This is a genomic window from Streptomyces goshikiensis, from assembly GCF_014650555.1.
Lineage (GTDB): Bacteria > Actinomycetota > Actinomycetes > Streptomycetales > Streptomycetaceae > Streptomyces > Streptomyces goshikiensis.
Window position 1 is genome coordinate 26,840 of sequence record NZ_BMVE01000012.1, and the last position, 16,414, is coordinate 43,253.

Consider the following 16,414-nt stretch of genomic DNA (forward strand, 5'->3'; position numbering starts at 1 on the left):
GCGAATGCCCGGGCCCAATCAGCGCGGGACCCGGGCACCTTCCGACGCGGAGGAACTAGCTCCGGACGAGGACCATGACGAAGCCGAGGACGATGCCGAGGGCGAGGGCGGCGGCTCCGTGGGTGAGACGGTGGCCGCGCAGTACGGGCAGGAAGCGGTCGACCGCGTACCGGCCGGGGCCGGTGAGGGTGAGGGCCGCGGCGCCGGTGGTGAGCAGCAGCTCGTACTCGATGCCCTCCGGCGCGAAGAACGAGCCGGTGCCGCGGACGGCGATGGCGTTGATCATGGTGCCGACGATCGCGGCGCCGGCGAGCGGGGTGAGCAGCCCCAGGGCGAGGCCGAGGCCGCCGAGGGTTTCGGTGAGCCCGGCGACGGCCGCCATGGCCTCGCCGGCGGGGTAGCCGGAGGCTTCGAAGAACTTGCCGGTGCCGCTGATGCCGCCGCCGCCGAACCAGCCGAAGAGCTTCTGACTGCCGTGGGCGGCCATGGTGAGGCCGAGGACGAGGCGGAGGAGGAGCAGGCCGACGTCGTGGCCGGGGGTGGAGAGGGTGGTCAGGGCGGATACGGCCGGTGCGTTGGCCTGCGACTTCGTCGGGGTGACGGAGGGGCTGGTCATGGTGGGGGCCTTCCGGACGGGGTGGGAGTTGTTCAAATTCAAACCGTTGGGGCGACCCTAACCAGTCGGGCCGAGTGATTCAAATTGGAACAACCCATGTAGTCTGGGTCCATGGCTGAGACGAGATGGCTGAACGAGCGCGAGATGCGCGCCTGGAGCGGATTCCTGGCCGCTTCCGCGCTGGTGAACCGCCGCCTCGACCAGCAGCTCAAGGATGACTCAGGACTCTCGCACCCGCAGTACGAGATCCTCGTCCGGCTGGCCGCCGCCCCGGAGCGCGAGCTGCGGATGACCGAGCTGGCCAACGGGCTGATCAACTCCAAGAGCGGGCTGACCTACCAGATCACCCAGATGGAGAAGGCGGGCCTGGTCCGCCGCCGCAGCTGCCCCTCCGACGTCCGCGGGGTGTTCGCCGTCCTCACCGAGGCCGGGCGCGCCCGCCTGGACGAGGCCGCGCCCGGGCACGTGGCGACGGTGCGGGAGATCCTCGTGGACGTGCTCACGCCGGAGCAGTTGGACGCGCTGGCGGACGGGCTGGGCGAGGTCGGCCGGCGCCTGCGGGAACAGGGCGCCTGAGGACGGACGGGTCGCCCGTGGGGGTAGCGGCCCCCGACGGGGTATAGGGACGTTATGGATGGCAAGGCCTGGTTCACCGTCGCCGTGATCGTCGCCCTCGGGCTGGCGATCGCGGCGGCCGTGCTGTTCGTACGGGTCCTCAAGACGCGCCGGCTGCTGGTGGACTCGGGGATCCCCCTGCGGGACAAGGCGCTGTTCTGGGTGGCGGTGATCTACACGGTCTCGCCCGCGGACCTGATCCCCGACCCGGTGTACCTCGATGACATCGGGGTCCTGCTGCTGGCCCTGCGCTCCCTCCAGGCCGCCGCGGCGGCGGCCCGGCCCGCGAAGGGGCCGGACGGGGTCTGACGCGCGGCTGCGGCGGCCGCGGGATCGGCCGCGGAACACCGGATCGGGGCCCTTGGGCCGATCAGGTGGCCGCGGCCGAACGGGGCCCGCCGCGAACGGGGCCCGCCGGGCGCCCTAGGGGCGGGGGGCGGGACACACCTGCCAGGCGAGGTGGTAGAGGGTGCTGACGCTGGCGTCCGTGGAGTCCATCGCCATGAAGCTCGTGACGGCCTGCGGGTTCGAGGTGCCGGCATTCACCCGCAGCTCGGTATTGATGTTGAAGTTTCGTTTCTCACCGCACGGCGCCCAGACCAGATCGGCGTATTCCGTCTTGTCGGAGGTCTGCCAGTTGTCGTTGAGCGGTCCGGTGAACTGGTGCGTCCGCTGCGAGGTCTGCGGCATTCCCTGGAAGTAGTAGTTCGCCCTTTCCTGGCCCCAGGCCCCCGGCTGGAGAAATGCGAATCCCCGGTAGTCCGCCTGGACGATCGCGTAGGTGAATCCCGAGGGGACGTGCACGCGGAGATTGAGCTGGCAGTTCTTGCGGAAGGCCGTGGGCGGGGCGCCGGGGCCGACCTGCGCGAGGTACTCGCTGTACGTGACGGTGAAGGCGGTGTTGTCCGGCGCGACGGCGACCTCGGCGGTGCCCTCACGGCAGCCGGAGCCGTTCACCGTGGCGAGTTCGATCACGATCTTGTCCGGCGGGACCGTGATGGGCGGCCGGTGGCCGGCGGCTCCGGCCGGCGCCGCGGCCGTGGCGGCCAGGACGGCCGCCGCCGCGGCGGCGAGGAGGGTGCGGGACAGGGAATGGGACATCGTTGTCGCTCCTGACCATGAGTCGGGGTCCGTGCGCTCGCACCGCGTCAGACCGCGGGGCATTCCTTCCACGCGAAGTGGTAGACCGTGCTGACGCTGCCGTCCGTCGAGTCCATGCTCATGAAGCTCAGGGCCTGCGGGTTCGAAGTCCCCGCGTAGACGCGGAGTTCGGTGTTGACGTTGAGGTTGCGCTCCTCGCCACAGGGGGCCCAGACCAGGTCCGCGTACTCCGTCTGGTCGCTCGCCTGCCAGTTGTCGGTGTACGGGCCGGTGAACTGGTGGCTGACGCGGGCCGACTGAGCCATCCCCTGGAAGTAGTAGTTGGCGCGCTCCTGGCCGAAGGCCCCGCGCTGGAGGTGCGCGAAGCCGCGGTAGTCGGCGCGGGCGATGGCGTACGTAAACCCCTGGGGCACGTGGACCTGGAGGGCGAGCTGGCAGTTCTTGCGGAACTCGGTGCCGCCGGAGCCGGCGCCCGCCTGGGCCAGGTAGTCGCTGTACGTGACGGTGAACGCGGTGTTGTCGGAGGCCGTGGCCACGCTCGCGGTCCCCTGCGGGCACCCCGATCCGTTGACCCCGACCACGTCGACGGTGATTCTTCCGGGCGGGTTGTAGGCCGTTTCGGCCTGGGCGGGCAGGGCGACGGCGGAAAGCACCGCGACCGCCGCGCCGATGGTGATCCTGCGCAGCAACATCGCTGTTTCTCCATTCATCCGGACCGGCCTGAATTTGGCGTGGTCATGCCACCACGGATGAAGTCCGGCCGGGAAGGGTCCGAAATGGACAACACCTTCCCGGCCGCCGCCGCTGGCCGAATTCCGCGAGGCTCCAAAAACCGCCGGGCCCGGCCGTTATCGGCCCGGGCCTCGGCGGCGAACCGACCCCCGGCCTCCGCCCGGCCCGCCGGCGGTCCGCGCCGGGGCCGGAGCGAAGGCGCGATCGCGCCGCCGCCCGCCCTCCGGCCGAGGCCGTCCCGCGGACCGTAGGGTGGGGTGAGACCGGCCAGGCGATGTGAGGCGAGGAGATCCGGTGCGTGACACAGACTTCTTCCGACGCTGGATGACGGCCACGGCGGCCGCCGTGGAACGGGAAGCGGACCGGCTGACCGAACTCGACTCCCCCATCGGCGACGCCGACCACGGGAGCAACCTGATGCGCGGGTTCACGGCGGTACGGGCGGCCCTGGAGGCGGAACCGCCGCAGACACCGGGCGCGGTGCTCCAGCTGGCGGGGCGGACCCTGATCTCCACGGTCGGCGGGGCGTCCGGACCGCTGTACGGGACGCTGCTGCGGCGCACCGGCAAGGAACTCGGCGAGGCCGCGGAGGTCTCCGACGAGGCGGTGCGGCAGGCGCTGTACGCGGGCGTGGGAGCGGTGGCCCAGCTGGGCGGCGCGGCGCCGGGCGACAAGACGATGCTGGACGCGCTGGTACCGGGGGTGGCGGCGCTCAGCACCTCGTACCGGGCCGCCGCGGACGCGGCGGAGAACGGCGCGCTGGCGACGGTGCCGATGCTGGCCCGCAAGGGCCGTGCCAGCTACCTGGGCGAACGGAGCATCGGCCACCAGGACCCGGGGGCGACCTCGTCGGCCCTGCTGCTGGGCGCGCTGGCGGAGGTGGCCGGATGACGGCGGCGGCAGCGGTGGTCGGGATCGTGCTGGTGTCGCACAGCGCGGCGGTGGCGGAGTCGGTGGCCGCGCTGGCCGCCGGCCTGGCGGCGGGGGGCGCGGTGGCCCCGATCGCGGCGGCGGGCGGCACCGCCGACGGCGGCCTCGGCACGAACGCGGACCGCGTCGTGGCGGCGGCGCGGGAGGTGGACCGGGGAGCCGGGGTCGTCCTGCTGGTGGACCTGGGCAGTTCGGTGCTGACGGTGAGGGCGCTGCTGGTGGAGGGCGAACTGCCGGAGGGCGCCCGCCTGGTGGACGCCCCGTTCCTGGAGGGCGCGGTGGCCGCGGTCGTCGCGGCCTCCACCGGCGCCCCCCTCGACGCGGTCGCCGCCGCAGCCACGGAAGCCTACGACTACCGCAAGTCCTGACCCCGCCCCGAGCACCCACAAAGCCGGGCCCGCCGCGCCCCGGCGCCCGCAAGGCCTGACCCGGCCCCGGGCGTCCGCAAAGCCCGGTACGCCGTGCCCCGGGCGCCCACGTAGCCCGGTACGCCGCGCCTGGGCGCCCGCGAAGCCCGGCCCGCCATGCCCGGGCGCCCGCTAAGCCGGGTCCGACCTCCGGGCGAGCCGCCCCGCGAGGGGCCGGGCTACGCCCCGGCGGGGTGAAGCCGGCCCGCCGCGCCCAGGACGCCCGCGAAGCCGGGCCCGCCGTGCCCCGGGCGTCCGCGAAGCGGGGTCCGGCCTCCGGGCGGGCCGGGCTTCGCTCTGGCGGGCGGCGGGGCGAAGGCCGCGCGCGGCCTTCGGCATCGAGACGTGGCCGGCCCCCAACCCAGCCCCGCTGGGGCCCGGCTAGCGGGCTCGCAGGGAGTCGATTTCGCGGCGTTCGCGCTTGGTCGGGCGCCCGGCCCCGCGGTCGCGCGTACCGACCACCGCGGCCTCGACGGGAGTCGGCGGCGGCGGGCTGTTGTCGATCAGGCATTCGGCCGCCACCGGCGGACCCACCCGCTTCGACACCGGCCGCTTCACGACCACGATCCGCTCGCGCCCCGCGTGGTACAGCCGGACCTCGTCCCCGGCCCGCACCGACTGCGCCGGCTTCGCGCGTTCCCCGTTGACCCTCACATGGCCCGCCCGGCAGGCGGTCGCCGCGATCGCGCGCGTCTTCGTCAGGCGCACCGACCAGATCCACGCGTCCACCCGCGCCGAACCGGATTCCGATCCCGTCCCTGTTGATTCGTCAGCCATGCCTCGACTTTAGCGAGCCGGACCCCCGGAACCGGAACGAGTTTTGGCAGATTCGACAATCCGCATCGCATCTGCCATGTGGATTATCCCAATCGAATTGCAAATGCGGCACACGTGCCCCTACCTTGTCGCACATGCAGTCCTACACCATCGGACAGGCGGCGCGCCTGCTGGGCGTCAGCCCGGACACCGCCCGCCGCTGGGCCGACGCCGGCCGGGTCGTGACCCATCGCGACGACGCCGGCCGGCGCTTGATCAACGGCCGCGACCTGGCCGCTTTCTCCGTCGAGGTGGGCCAGGGCGCCCACAACGACGACGGAGAGCCGTACACCTCGGCCCGCAACGCCTTCCCCGGCATCGTCACCGCCGTCAAGCTCGGTGACGTCGCCGCCCAGGTCGAGATCCAGGCCGGTCCCCACCGTCTGGTCTCCCTGCTCACCCGTGAGGCCGTCGAGGAGCTCGGGCTGGAGGTCGGCATGCGGGCCACCGCCCGCGTGAAGTCCACCAGCGTGCACATCGACCGCACCTGACCCGAAATCCGAATTCAGAATTCCGGATATCGGATCCGCGCCCGCGCTCCGCGGCCCGCGATACCGCTCGGCACCACCCCGCGTCTCCACCCGCTCCGCCCGTCACCGGCGCGGGTCACCACCGCGCGGCCCGGCATCCGGCCGGCCGCCGACCCCGACCGAGGAGCACCAGCCCATGTCCCCGACCCTGACCGGCCGCCGCGCCGCCGTCGCCGCCCTCTCCGCCGCCCTGCTCGTCCCCGTCCTCGCCGCGTGCGGCGGCGAGGACAAGAAGACCGACGCCGCCGCCTCCCCGAGCGCCGCCGCGTCCGCCTCCGGCGGGGCCAAGGCCGCGAACCTCACCGTCCTCGCCGCCTCCTCCCTCACCGACGTCTTCAAGACGGCGGGCGCCGCCTACGAGAAGGCCCACCCGGGCACCAAGGTCACCTTCTCCTTCGCCGGTTCGCAGGAGCTCGCCGCCCAGGTCAAGCAGGGCGCCCCCGCCGACGCGCTGGTCACCGCCGACACCAAGACGATGGACGGTCTGAAGACCGAGGTGAACGACCCGACGGTCATCGCCAAGAACCGCCTGGTCATCGCCACCGCCAAGGGCAACCCGTTCAAGGTCGACGAGCTGAAGGACCTGGCCGACAGCAAGATCAAGGTCGTGCTCGCCGCGCCCGAGGTGCCGGTCGGCCGCTACAGCAAGCAGATCCTCGACGCCCAGAAGATCGAGGTGAAGCCGGTCTCCCAGGAGCCCAACGTGCGCGCCGTGCTGAGCAAGGTCGAGCTCGGTGAGGCCGACGCCGGTCTCGTCTACAAGACCGACTCCGCCAAGTCCGGCGACAAGGTCGTCACGGTCGACATCCCGGACGCCCAGAACGCCGTGGCCTCCTACCCGGCCGCCACGCTCAAGCAGTCCAAGAACACCGAGGCCGCGGCCGCGTTCGTGGCGTGGCTGAGCACCCCGGAGGCGCAGAAGATCCTCGCCGACGCCGGTTTCCAGAAGCCGTAACCGCCACGACCGGCACCGCGATCCGGTAAGCGTGTGGAGGGGGGCCGCCCGGTCCGGGGGGACGGGCGGTCCCCCCGCGCGTGTACCGTCCGGCTGTCGCCGCAGGTTTCCCCGCCAGGAACGCACCCCCAGCCAGGAACCCCACATGAGCAGATTCCGTACCCGTACCCGGCCCCCCGTGGCCCTTGCGCTCCCCGCGCTGCTCGCCGTCGCGTTCCTGCTGCTGCCGCTGATCGGGATCCTGACCCGGACCCAGTGGAGCGAGCTCGGCGAGCACCTGACCAGCCCCGGTGTGGTCGAGGCGCTGCGGCTCTCGGCGGTCGTCTCGCTGTGGGCCCTCGGCCTCTCCCTCGTCCTCGGTGTGCCGCTCGCCTGGCTGCTGGCCCGTGTCCCGTTCAAGGGCAAGGCGCTCGTCCGCTCGCTCGTCCTGCTGCCGATGGTGCTGCCGCCGACCGTCGGCGGTGTGGCGCTGCTGCTCGGCTTCGGCCGGCGCGGGCTGCTCGGGCCCTGGCTGGAGGGCACGTTCGGGATCACACTGCCCTTCCACACGTCGGGCGCCGTCGTGGCGGCGACCTTCGTGGCAATGCCGTTCCTCGTCATCAGCCTGGAGGGCGCACTCGGCGGTCTCAAGCAGAGCTACGAGGAGACCGCGGCCTCCCTCGGCGCCTCGCCGGTCCGCGTGTTCTTCACCGTGACGCTGCCGATGGTGGCCCCCGGCCTCATCGCCGGCGCGGCGCTCACCTGGGCCCGCGCGCTCGGGGAGTTCGGGGCGACCATCACCTTCGCCGGGAACCTGCCCGGCACCACCCAGACCCTCCCGCTCCAGGTCTACCTGCTGCTTCAGGACCAGCCCGAGGCAGCGACCTCCGTATCGCTGCTGCTGCTCGCGGTCGCGATGGGCGTACTGATCGCCCTGCGCGGCCGCTGGACCGGAACTCCCGCCGACCGCAAGGCCGCCGAGCTCCCGCCGGTGGCGGAGGAACCCGCGCCGACCGCCGCGGCCGAGCCCTCCGCGCCCGCCAAGCCCGCCGAGCCGGCCGAGCCCGCCGAGCCGACGGCCCCCGACGCGTCCGGGGCGGCGCCGCGTGACGGCGGCCGCTGGCCGCTGCACGCCACCGTCACCGGCTTCAACCGGCTCACCCTCGACGCCGAGCCGGGTACGACGATCGCCGTCGTCGGGGAGAACGGCGCCGGGAAGACCACCCTGCTGCGGGCCCTGCTCGGCCTCACCCCGCGCGCCCACGCCGAACTGCGGCTCGGTGACACCGACGTCACCGCGCTGCCCCCGCACAAGCGGCAGGTGGCCTGGGTCCCGCAGGACGGCGCCCTGTTCCCGCACCTGAGCGCGCTCGCCAACACCGCGTACGGGCTGCGCGCCCGCCGGGTCCCGCGCGCCGAGGCCCGCGCGCGGGCCCAGGCCTGGCTGGACCGGCTCGGCGTCGGCCACCTCGCCCACCGCAAGCCCGCCCAGCTCTCCGGAGGCCAGGCGCAGCGCGTCGCCCTGGCCCGCGCCCTCGCCGCCCGGCCCCGGCTGCTGCTCCTGGACGAGCCCCTCGCCGCCCTCGACCAGACCACCCGGGCCCGTGTGCGGCACACCCTGCGCACCCACCTCGCCGAGTTCGGCGGCGTCTGCCTCATCGTCACCCACGACCCCGTCGAGGCCGTTTCGCTCGCCGACCGGGTCCTCGTACTGGCCGACGGGCAGACCCTCCAGGACGCCCCGCCCGTCGAGGTCACCCGCCACCCGCGCTCCCCCTGGGTCGCCCGGATGCTCGGCCGCAACGCCTGGCAGGGCACCGCCTCGGAAGGCGGGCTCGCACTGGCCTCCGGGGGCCGTCTGGTGCTCGCCGAGGAACTGCCCGACGGGGTGCCGGCCCTCGCGATCATCGCGCCCGAGGCGGTCTCCGTACACCGCGAGCGCCCGGCGGGCAGCCCGCGCAACGTCTGGCCCGGCACCGTACGGGAGATCACGGCGCTCGGCAGCAGGCTGCGGGTGCTGATCGGCTCGGCCGAGGCGCCCGACCTGGTCGCGGAGATCACCCCGGACGCCGCCGCCGAACTGGGCCTGGCGGACGGGGTGCGCGTGTGGACCAGCGTGAAGGCGACCGAGATCACCCTCGTACGCCTCTAGGGCCTGTCGGGCCGGGGCGGCGCCGGTCAGCCGGGCCGTACGGAGAGCCAGTCGCCCGCGGCGAAGGCGTCGGCCCCGAAGAGGGTCCGGCCGCCGCGCCGGGCCGAGACCTCCAGCACTCCCTCGGAGCGGCCGGCCGTGAACCGGGGCGCGCCGACGGTGATGACGGCGGCCCGTTTCCCGGTGGTGCGCCGGAACTCCCCGAGGTACCGCGTCAGCAGGGCCGCTTCCTTGCGGTCCACGGCGCGCGGCGCGTACTGCCGTACGACGGCCAGCGCGCCCGTGCCCGGCTCCCGGGCGGCGGCCGCCAGGGCCGCGCGCAGGCTCCGCATCCGGCCGAGGCCACCGCCGTCCAGGGTGGCGCGGCCGGTGTCGAGCGGGAGGAACCGTACGCCCCGGTGCGTGAACGCCGGACGCTCCATGGCACCGGTGAACACGAAGTCGGCGTCCGGGTTCCGGGCGGACGCCGGGACGGCCGGGCCGACCGCGAACCTCCAGGGCCGGGCCCGCACCCCGGCGGCGCCGGCCACGACCGGGTCCGGGCGGGTCCGGTACGCGGGGGCCGGGCCGGTGGGCGGGGTCTCGGCGGCGACGGCGTCCAGCACCAGCCGGCCGCGCGCGCCGGAGGCCGAGAGCCCGGTCAGGGTCAACGGCCGCTCCGGCAGGGGCGGCAGCGGGAGGGTGATCCGGCGCCAGCCGGTCCAGTCCGCGGCGGGCCCGCGCAGGGTGAGGGCGGCTCCGCCGGCATCGGCCAGCCGTACGTCGGGCCGGGCGCCCGAGCCGTCCCCGGCCACCCAGAGCGAGACCGACCGGGCCAGTTCCGGCAGCGGAACCGGCCGGGGCGGCGCGGCGGAGGCGGCGGAGCCGGGAAGCGGGGCCGGGGCCGGGGCCGGGGCGGGTACGGAGAGGGCCAGTCCCCGGCCGGCACGGCCCTCCGCCGCGGCCGCGCCCGGGCCGGTCCACCGCTCGGCGTCCTCCAGGGCGGCCACCGGCAGCGCCTCCAGGCCGACCCCGAGGGCCAGTTCGGCGCTCGCGCCGGTGGCGTTGACGGTAGCGCGCAGCATCCCGGTGGCCCGTGCCGTTCGGGCGGAGACGGTGAAGCCGCCCCGGCCGTCGCCGGTGACGTTCCAGCGGGAGCGGTCGAACCGCAGGGTCACGTCGCGGGGTTCGACGGCCGCGGCCGCGCCCTGGGCGTCGTATCCGACGAGCCCGAACCCGGCGCTCTCGCCCCGCTCCGCGAGGCCGATCCGGTCGCGCGTCGGCCGCAGCCGGACCGGCGGGCCGAGTACATCGAGGGGGAGCGCGCCCTCCACTCCCGCGCGCCGGGCGTACGCCGTCGCGCTGCCAGGGCGCAGGGCGTGGAACACCCCGGCCGGGTCGACGCTTCCGCCGCCCGCCGCGGACCAGGAGGGCGCCCCCGGGGCCGGGCCGAGCGCGGCGTCGTGGCCGGTGGCGGTGAGGGTACGGGTGAGGCCGCGCAGCACCCGGCCGAAGTCCGGGCCGACGCCGCCCAGGGGCTCGACCCGGTAGCCCGCGAGCCGCCCCGATCCGGCCGGGGCGGTGAGGACCAGGCCGTTCGGCACCGGCCGGGGCGTCCCGTCCGACGGGGTGTTCTCCAGCGTCGGGGCCGTCGCCCCGGCGGCTCCGGCGAGCAGGGTCGTCGAGCCGCCGCCGTCCAGGTTGAGGGCCTCGTAGGCGCCGAGCCGGTGCATCATCCGGCCGAGCCCGGTCAGGGTGAGGCCGCCGCTGTCGCGCTGGCGGCCGTCCACGGCGACGAGCCGGACCTGCCGCCCGTCGCGGGAGAAGCCGACGGCGGTGCGGGGCGCGGCGGTGTCGTTCGGTTCGCCGTCGTGGTCCTGCGGGACCCCGGCCACGACGAGGGCCTCGCGCCCGCCGACGGCCGCCCACGGGACCGGCCCGGCCCCGGTGACCGGGCGGGCCGCGACGGCCACGGCGTCCCCGGGCCGCAGCGCGGCGAGTTCGGCGGTGGCGGTGGCGCCGCGCGCGAGCAGCAGGGTGGTGCCGGGCGCGGGGCGGGCGCGCCGCGCGGGTTCCCGTACCGGCGGGGCGGCGACCCGGCCGCCGCGCAGCTCGACGGCCGGGCCGCCCGGGGCCGGGAGCGCGGCGCCCGGCCAGTCCGCCGTGTACGCGGCGAAGCCCTCCGCGGGCGGCCGGGCGGCGTTGAACCCGGCCAGCGGGCGGACCCGGCCGCCGGGCAGGGTGACGCTCCCGGCGAGGCCGAGGCGCAGGATCCGGCCCCTGCCGTCGGGGCCGAAGCCGACGGCAGGGGCGGAGGCGCTCCCGGGGGCCGGGGAGTGCAGCAGCCGGCCGTCGCGCAGGCCGGGGCCGAGCGGGGCGCCGCTGCCCCGGATGTCGAAGAAGTCCCCGTTCACGGCGCCGAGCACGCGCCGCCCGGGCCCGGCGCGGTGGCGGGCGGCGGCCTCGGCGACGGTCTCGGGGCCGTCGCCGCCCAGGTATTCGACCCGTACGCCACCGGTGCCCCCGGCGGTGTCGACGACGAGTTCGTCGATGCGGAGCCAGCGGTCGCTCTCCAGCCGGTCGTACGACTCCAGGCGGACCCCGGGGGCGATCTGCCGGGCGGTGCGGGCGGTTTCGATGCCGGTGTCATCGGCGGCGGCCGCGGCCGCGGGGGACGAGAGGGCCAGGGCCCAGGCGAGCAGGACGGGCAGCAGCGGACGCGGAGTCGGCACCCCGGCAGGATCCCCCGGCCCGTGCGGCGCCCGGGCCGCGACCGGCCGGCGACCTGGGGGTTCAGCCATTCGCCCCCGCGCCACGGCGGGGGCGCGGATCTGTTTGGACGCCGGGTGACGGGCTGACATATGTTCAGCGGGACCCGCACGTCGGCGGGATCCGCTCGCATGTCACATGTTCCCGTGGGGGGTACCGTCATGTCCTTCAGCGCGCCCGGCTCACCGCCGCCCAACACCCCGGACCAGCCGCCGTCCGCCGTGCCGCCGATGCCTCCGGTACCGCCGCAGGCGCAGCCGTACCCCCAGCACGCGTACCCGGCGCAGCCGGCGTACCCTGGCCAGCCGCCGTACCCGGGCCAGCCGGCGTACCCGTACCCGCACCCGTATCCGTATCCGGCGCCGCCGTCCCCGGGCATCATGCTCCGCTCGCCGCACGGCCTGGCGACGGCCCTGACCGTACTGCTCTCGATAGCCGGCGTGGCCGCCCTGCTCCTGACCGGCATCCGGGTCTACCTGTGGTCGCTCATGGACGGCCTGGTCAAGGACCCGCTCAAGGTCAAGGACATCGCGCTCGCCCGCGTCGACAACGTCACCGCCGTCGCCGACGGCCTCCAGGGCATGCTCTGGATCGCCACGGCGATCGTCTTCGTCATGTGGTTCCACCGCGTCCGCCAGAACGGCCAGGTCTTCCGCCCCGACGCCTTCACCCTCGCCCCGGGCTGGGCCATCGGTGCCTGGTTCGTCCCGCTGGCCAACCTCGTGATGCCGTTCACGATCGCGCGGCAGACCTGGACCGCCAGCACCCAGCTCGCGCCTGACGGCTCGTTCCGCAAGGTCTCCTCGGCGCCCGTGACGGCCTGGTGGCTGGCGTTCGCCGGCTCGCAGCTCACCGACAGCGTCTTCAGCGTCCTGTACTCCGCGGCCGATACGCCGGAACAGCTGCGCGGCGCCGCCGTGGTGGGCGCCGTCAGCGGCCTGCTCACCGTAGCCGCCGCCGTGCTCGCCGTCCTCTTCGTCCGCAAGCTGACGGCCCTGCAGAGCGCCAAGGCCGCGCACGGCCCGTACGCCGCCGCCTGACGCGGCCGTGCGGCGGGGGTTCGGTCAGGCCGGGGGCGCGGGGACGGCGAACTCGCACCAGACGGACTTGCCGCCGCCGCGCGGCTCCACGCCCCAGGCGACCGCGAGCCGGTCCACGAGCAGCAGGCCTCGCCCCGAGACCGCCCAGTCCCCCGCCTCCCGGCGCTGCGGCAGCGCGCTGCTCCCGTCCTCGACCTCGATCCGGATCCGGCCGTCCGCGGTCAGCCGCAGGCTGATCTGGGCCCCTCCGTCGGTGTGCACGAGGGCGTTGGTCATCAGCTCGTCCGCCGCCAGCACCACCTCGTCCGCCTGTTCCCGCGCGCCCCACGCGGCCACCGCCGCCCGGATCAGGTGGCGGGCCATCGCGGGGCCGTCCGGATCCCCGGGGCTGAGCCGCACGCGCAGCGGGCCGCCGCCGCGCGGGGCGGGGGTGCCTCGGCGGCGCAGCAGGAGCAGGGCCATGTCGTCGCCGCCACCGGCGTCCCCGACCATGTCGCAGAGCAGGTCGGCGAGTTCCTCGACGTCGACCGGCCCGGTCCGCACCGACTCCATGAGCTCGCGCATGCCCGTCTCGGGGTCGCCGCCGGGGCGTTCGATGAGGCCGTCCGTGCAGAGCACCAGGGTGTCGCCGGGGTGCATTTCGAGGCTGGTGACGGGGTATCCGGAGCCGCCCACCGACTGCTCGCCCTGCGGCAGCCCGAGCGGCAGTCCGCCCGCCACCTGGATGCGGTGGCAGCTGCCGTCGCCACGGCGGACCACCGGGTCGAGATGACCGGCGCGGACGATGTGCAGCATGCCGGTGCCCAGGTCGATCTCCGCGTAGGTGCAGGTGGCGAACCGTTCCGTCTCCAGCTCGCGCAGGAAGCCGGCGGCCCGCGCCATGGCCGTCCCGGGGGTGTGGCCCTCGGCGACGTACGCGCGCAGGGCGATGCGGAGCTGGCCCATGACGGCGGTGGCGTCCGTGTCGTGGCCCTCCACGTCGCCGATCATCACCCCGACGCGGCCGTCGCCGAGCGGGATCACGTCGTACCAGTCGCCGCCGATGTCCCGCCCCATCCGGGCGGCCCGGTACCGGACGGCGATCAGCGCGCCCGGGATCTCCGGGATCCGGCGGGGCAGCATCGCCCGCTGGAGGCCCTCGGCGAGGTCGTGCTCCTGCTCGAACAGCATGGCCCGCTGGAGGCTCTGCGCGATGCCGCTGCCGAGCGCCACCAGCAGGTTCCGTTCCTCGGCGGTGAAGTCGCCCTCGCGGGCGTAGAGCAGCCCGAGCGCGCCGACGGGCCGGCCCTGGGCGATCAGGGGCAGGTAGACGCCGCTGCGTACGGAGAGCGGCTCGATGTACGGCCACAGCTGCGGGTAGCGCAGCTGGAACTCCTCGCGCGAGGCGAGGTAGACGGCCTGCATGGTCCGTACGGCCTCGCTCATCGGGAAGGCCGCGTCGATCCGGGTGTACTCGATCTCCGGGACGTACGAACCGAGCTGGCCCTCGGCGACCAGGTGGACCCGGGCGCCGTCGACGATGCCGAGCATGACGCTGATGGCACCGAGGTGGCCGAGTGCCCCGGGGTCCTTGAGGGTGTCGGTGACGTCGCTGACGGTGCGGGCGTGGGCGAGGATCGCGGCGGTCCGCTCGACGACCCCGGTCATCCGGCGCCGCCCCTCCGCCTCCTCGCCGCCGGCGCCGGGCTCGGCGGGGTCGTGGGCGGCGTCGCGGACGATCCCGATGATCCGGTACGGGCGGCCGTCCGGGCCCCGCAGGATGTGGCCCTGGATGTGGGTCCAGGTGGGGGTGCCGTCGCGGAGGCGGCTGCGGAAGTACGCCCCGTAGTGGCTGCGGCCGTCCTTGAGCGCCTGCGCGACGCGGGCGTCGAGCCGGGCCCCTTCGCCGGGCGCGATCCGGGGACCGAGGCCGGAGGCGGTCCCGGAGAACTCGTCCGGGCGCAGGTCGAGGACCTCGAGAGCGGTGTCGTCCAGATGCATCTGCCCGCTGTCGAGGTCCCAGTCGAAGGTGCCGAGGCGGTTGAGCGCGAGGCTCGTATCGGGCCTCGCGGGCCAGTCGACCTCGGGGGTTTCTCCCCAGTCGGCCATGCAGCAAGGGTCTCACCGAACCCCCACCCCCGGCACGCCGATCGCCTCGGGCCGGGCACGGGCTCCTGGCCACGGCGGGGCCGCGGCCCCGCCCGGCCCCCCGGGCAACGAGGGCGTACGCGTTCGTCCGTACGGGGCACCTAGTCGGTCGGGTCGGCCTCCGGAAGGGACGGAGGTTCCTCCTGCGCGGCCGCGCTCTTCGGAGGGGTCTGCGGCTGCGAGGCCGCCGGACTCACCGGGCTCACGGGGCTCACCGGGCTCACCGGGGCGGACGCGCTGCTCGGCGGAGGCGGCGGCGGAGCCGCGGGCGAGGACGGCGGCGGGGCCGAGGACGGCGGCGGAGGCGAAGAGGGCGGCGAGGACGGCGGCGGGGGCGGCTCGGAGCGGGGCCCGCCGTCCGGCGAGCGGCTCGGCGTTCCCTCGGAGGAGGTCTTCCCCGACGGCGGTTCCCCGGTGCGTGGAGCCTTCGTCGGCGGGCTCGTCCGCGGCTGCGGCGGGGGCGGCTGCGAGGTCTTGTCCCCCGGGTTCCAGGTACGGGTCGGCGTACCGGGCGGCCACGGCGGCTTCGGCACCACCCGCGGCGGTGGCACGGGCTTGTCGTGCTGGGCGTTCTCGCGGAAGCCCCGGCCGCGCTCGTACCACTGCTTCGAGCGGTGGTCGTAGATCACGAACTTGTCCACGGTCTTCGCGGCCGGCGCGATGGCGACCGCCTTCGCCGGCTGGTACGAGCTCCACGGCCGGCCGTGCCGCTCCGGGTTCGCCGTCAGCGGCACCGGCGGCCCGAGCGGGTTCCCGCACGCGCAGCGCACCCGCGGCACGCCCCGGTCGTCCACCATGACGGCGGTGCCGGCCTGGAGGACGGCCTGGTACTCGGTGCCCTTGCCGCTGCGGTAGCCGTGGTTCGTGACCCGGGTGTCGAGCGCCAGCTGGACCGGGGTGAGGGAGCGCAGGTAGCCCGGTACGGTCTCCGGCCGGATGCCGAGGGCCTGCGCGAAGGCGCCGTTCTTGGAGGGCTGGGCGGACAGCACGGTGATCTGCTTCTCCACGTCGCAGCTGGCTATGTCCCTGGTGCCCCCGAACACCCCGGCCGCGTCCCCGCTGACGCTGCGGGTGACCGTCGCCCCGGTCTCGCGCGCGGCCGTCGGCGTGCCCAAGCCCTCGGGCGGCGGGGTCTGCGGTGGCGGTGCGACGCCCTTGGCCGCCGTGGACTCGGTGAACGGGTCGGGGCCGGTCGCGGCGGCGGGCTGGAGGAACACCTCGCCGCGCGCGGTGTCGCCGCCGTCGCCCTTGCCGCTCGGCCGGGTCAGGACCACGACGAGGGCCACGACGGCGGCCAGCGCGACGAGCACGGTCGCGAGCCGGGGTCCGGACCGCCACCAGGGCCTGCCGCCCGGCTCCTCCGGAGTTCCGGACGGTCCCGGAGAACCGGGCGGCCCCCCTGGAGGCGCGGGCGGCGGAGGCGGAGGCGGGACTCCCTGACCGGCGCTCTGACCGGCTCCCTGGCCACCCGAGAGCGGACCGGAGGGAGGGCCCGTGGGAGCCGTGGTGGGCCGTTCGGACCGCGGCTGCGACGAGTGCGACGGCGATGTCCGCCGTGGCGGCTCTTGGCCGGAGGGTTCCATGGTCACGGGCCCTTCTTCCCGACCCGATGGGCGGGAACATCCGTATTCCTGACACTCCTGCGGACCATTGTGTGCGTCGTTCC

15 protein-coding genes are annotated in these 16,414 nt (G+C 75.2%); 8 read left to right on the forward strand and 7 right to left on the reverse strand.

Annotation, left to right across the window (positions count from 1 at the left end):
- Positions 1–55 precede the first annotated feature (55 nt).
- Complete coding sequence (locus tag IE248_RS28035) at positions 56–616, reverse strand: DoxX family protein (protein WP_073797569.1); 561 nt, start codon at positions 614–616, stop codon at positions 56–58.
- A gap of 111 nt (positions 617–727) precedes the next feature.
- On the opposite strand from IE248_RS28035, the gene IE248_RS28040 reads away from it, so the two are divergent.
- Positions 728–1,192 carry a MarR family winged helix-turn-helix transcriptional regulator gene (locus IE248_RS28040; protein ID WP_008742277.1) on the forward strand — a complete coding sequence of 155 codons (465 nt, stop codon included), beginning with the start codon at positions 728–730 and terminating at the stop codon, positions 1,190–1,192.
- A gap of 54 nt (positions 1,193–1,246) precedes the next feature.
- Positions 1,247–1,540 carry a DUF1232 domain-containing protein gene (locus tag IE248_RS28045; RefSeq protein WP_190032052.1) on the forward strand — a complete coding sequence of 98 codons (294 nt, stop codon included), beginning with the start codon at positions 1,247–1,249 and terminating at the stop codon, positions 1,538–1,540.
- 114 nt (positions 1,541–1,654) lie between these two features.
- On the opposite strand, the gene IE248_RS28050 is transcribed toward IE248_RS28045, so the two are convergent.
- Both IE248_RS28050 and IE248_RS28055 read right to left on the reverse strand, forming a co-directional pair.
- Complete coding sequence (locus IE248_RS28050) at positions 1,655–2,332, reverse strand: DUF4360 domain-containing protein (protein ID WP_100584030.1); 678 nt, start codon at positions 2,330–2,332, stop codon at positions 1,655–1,657.
- Positions 2,333–2,379: 47 nt separating this feature from the next.
- Complete coding sequence (locus IE248_RS28055; RefSeq protein WP_008742274.1) at positions 2,380–3,024, reverse strand: DUF4360 domain-containing protein; 645 nt, start codon at positions 3,022–3,024, stop codon at positions 2,380–2,382.
- 334 nt (positions 3,025–3,358) lie between these two features.
- Here IE248_RS28055 and dhaL point away from each other — a divergent pair, with 334 nt between their 5' ends.
- Together dhaL and IE248_RS28065 are read left to right on the forward strand one after the other, a co-directional pair.
- Positions 3,359–3,955 (forward strand): dihydroxyacetone kinase subunit DhaL, encoded by a 597-nt coding sequence (gene dhaL, locus IE248_RS28060; RefSeq protein WP_190032053.1) that lies wholly within the window; start codon positions 3,359–3,361, stop codon positions 3,953–3,955.
- Complete coding sequence (locus tag IE248_RS28065) at positions 3,952–4,362, forward strand: PTS sugar transporter subunit IIA domain-containing protein (RefSeq protein ID WP_190032054.1); 411 nt, start codon at positions 3,952–3,954, stop codon at positions 4,360–4,362. The genes dhaL and IE248_RS28065 overlap by 4 nt, the downstream gene beginning before the upstream one ends.
- Positions 4,363–4,782: 420 nt before the next feature.
- On the opposite strand, the gene IE248_RS28070 is transcribed toward IE248_RS28065, so the two are convergent.
- On the reverse strand, positions 4,783–5,178 hold the full coding sequence (locus IE248_RS28070) for an RNA-binding S4 domain-containing protein (protein WP_008742270.1): 396 nt from the start codon (positions 5,176–5,178) through the stop codon (positions 4,783–4,785).
- A gap of 134 nt (positions 5,179–5,312) precedes the next feature.
- Between IE248_RS28070 and IE248_RS28075 the strand changes: the two genes are divergently transcribed.
- The 3 genes from IE248_RS28075 to IE248_RS28085 all read left to right on the forward strand — a co-directional run bounded on the left by IE248_RS28075 (position 5,313) and on the right by IE248_RS28085 (position 8,833).
- Positions 5,313–5,708 carry a TOBE domain-containing protein gene (locus IE248_RS28075; protein ID WP_008742269.1) on the forward strand — a complete coding sequence of 132 codons (396 nt, stop codon included), beginning with the start codon at positions 5,313–5,315 and terminating at the stop codon, positions 5,706–5,708.
- A 175-nt stretch (positions 5,709–5,883) separates the two neighbouring features.
- A complete protein-coding gene (gene modA / locus IE248_RS28080; protein ID WP_073797565.1) occupies positions 5,884–6,702 on the forward strand; it encodes a molybdate ABC transporter substrate-binding protein in 819 nt (272 codons plus the stop codon).
- Positions 6,703–6,847: 145 nt separating this feature from the next.
- Positions 6,848–8,833, forward strand: a complete 1,986-nt coding sequence (locus IE248_RS28085) for an ABC transporter permease (RefSeq protein WP_190032055.1) — start codon at positions 6,848–6,850, stop codon at positions 8,831–8,833.
- Between the two features lie 26 nt (positions 8,834–8,859).
- On the opposite strand, the gene IE248_RS28090 is transcribed toward IE248_RS28085, so the two are convergent.
- Positions 8,860–11,544, reverse strand: coding sequence for a phosphodiester glycosidase family protein (locus IE248_RS28090; RefSeq protein ID WP_190032056.1), 2,685 nt, complete (start codon positions 11,542–11,544; stop codon positions 8,860–8,862).
- A 198-nt stretch (positions 11,545–11,742) separates the two neighbouring features.
- On the opposite strand from IE248_RS28090, the gene IE248_RS28095 reads away from it, so the two are divergent.
- Positions 11,743–12,621: a DUF4328 domain-containing protein gene (locus IE248_RS28095; protein ID WP_190032057.1), complete on the forward strand. Its 879-nt coding sequence runs from the start codon at positions 11,743–11,745 to the stop codon at positions 12,619–12,621.
- Positions 12,622–12,645: 24 nt separating this feature from the next.
- Here IE248_RS28095 and IE248_RS28100 read toward each other — a convergent pair whose 3' ends face one another.
- Both IE248_RS28100 and IE248_RS28105 read right to left on the reverse strand, forming a co-directional pair.
- Complete coding sequence (locus tag IE248_RS28100) at positions 12,646–14,709, reverse strand: SpoIIE family protein phosphatase (RefSeq protein ID WP_073797562.1); 2,064 nt, start codon at positions 14,707–14,709, stop codon at positions 12,646–12,648.
- Between the two features lie 140 nt (positions 14,710–14,849).
- Entirely contained in the window at positions 14,850–16,331 is a 1,482-nt protein-coding gene (locus IE248_RS28105; protein WP_373301648.1) for a DUF6777 domain-containing protein, read from the reverse strand.
- Positions 16,332–16,414 lie beyond the last annotated feature (83 nt).

What these genes read in the sequence shown, in the direction of transcription:
- IE248_RS28035 (WP_073797569.1), bottom strand. Translation starts at nt 616, where the DNA reads ATGACCAGCCCCTCCGTCACCCCGACGAAGTCGCAGGCCAACGCACCG.
- IE248_RS28065 (WP_190032054.1), top strand. Translation starts at nt 3,952, where the DNA reads ATGACGGCGGCGGCAGCGGTGGTCGGGATCGTGCTGGTGTCGCACAGC.
- IE248_RS28100 (WP_073797562.1), bottom strand. Translation starts at nt 14,709, where the DNA reads ATGGCCGACTGGGGAGAAACCCCCGAGGTCGACTGGCCCGCGAGGCCC.
- IE248_RS28050 (WP_100584030.1), bottom strand. Translation starts at nt 2,332, where the DNA reads ATGTCCCATTCCCTGTCCCGCACCCTCCTCGCCGCCGCGGCGGCGGCC.
- IE248_RS28055 (WP_008742274.1), bottom strand. Translation starts at nt 3,024, where the DNA reads ATGTTGCTGCGCAGGATCACCATCGGCGCGGCGGTCGCGGTGCTTTCC.
- IE248_RS28085 (WP_190032055.1), top strand. Translation starts at nt 6,848, where the DNA reads ATGAGCAGATTCCGTACCCGTACCCGGCCCCCCGTGGCCCTTGCGCTC.
- IE248_RS28095 (WP_190032057.1), top strand. Translation starts at nt 11,743, where the DNA reads ATGTCCTTCAGCGCGCCCGGCTCACCGCCGCCCAACACCCCGGACCAG.
- IE248_RS28040 (WP_008742277.1), top strand. Translation starts at nt 728, where the DNA reads ATGGCTGAGACGAGATGGCTGAACGAGCGCGAGATGCGCGCCTGGAGC.
- IE248_RS28045 (WP_190032052.1), top strand. Translation starts at nt 1,247, where the DNA reads ATGGATGGCAAGGCCTGGTTCACCGTCGCCGTGATCGTCGCCCTCGGG.
- modA (WP_073797565.1), top strand. Translation starts at nt 5,884, where the DNA reads ATGTCCCCGACCCTGACCGGCCGCCGCGCCGCCGTCGCCGCCCTCTCC.
- IE248_RS28105 (WP_373301648.1), bottom strand. Translation starts at nt 16,331, where the DNA reads ATGGAACCCTCCGGCCAAGAGCCGCCACGGCGGACATCGCCGTCGCAC.
- IE248_RS28075 (WP_008742269.1), top strand. Translation starts at nt 5,313, where the DNA reads ATGCAGTCCTACACCATCGGACAGGCGGCGCGCCTGCTGGGCGTCAGC.
- IE248_RS28070 (WP_008742270.1), bottom strand. Translation starts at nt 5,178, where the DNA reads ATGGCTGACGAATCAACAGGGACGGGATCGGAATCCGGTTCGGCGCGG.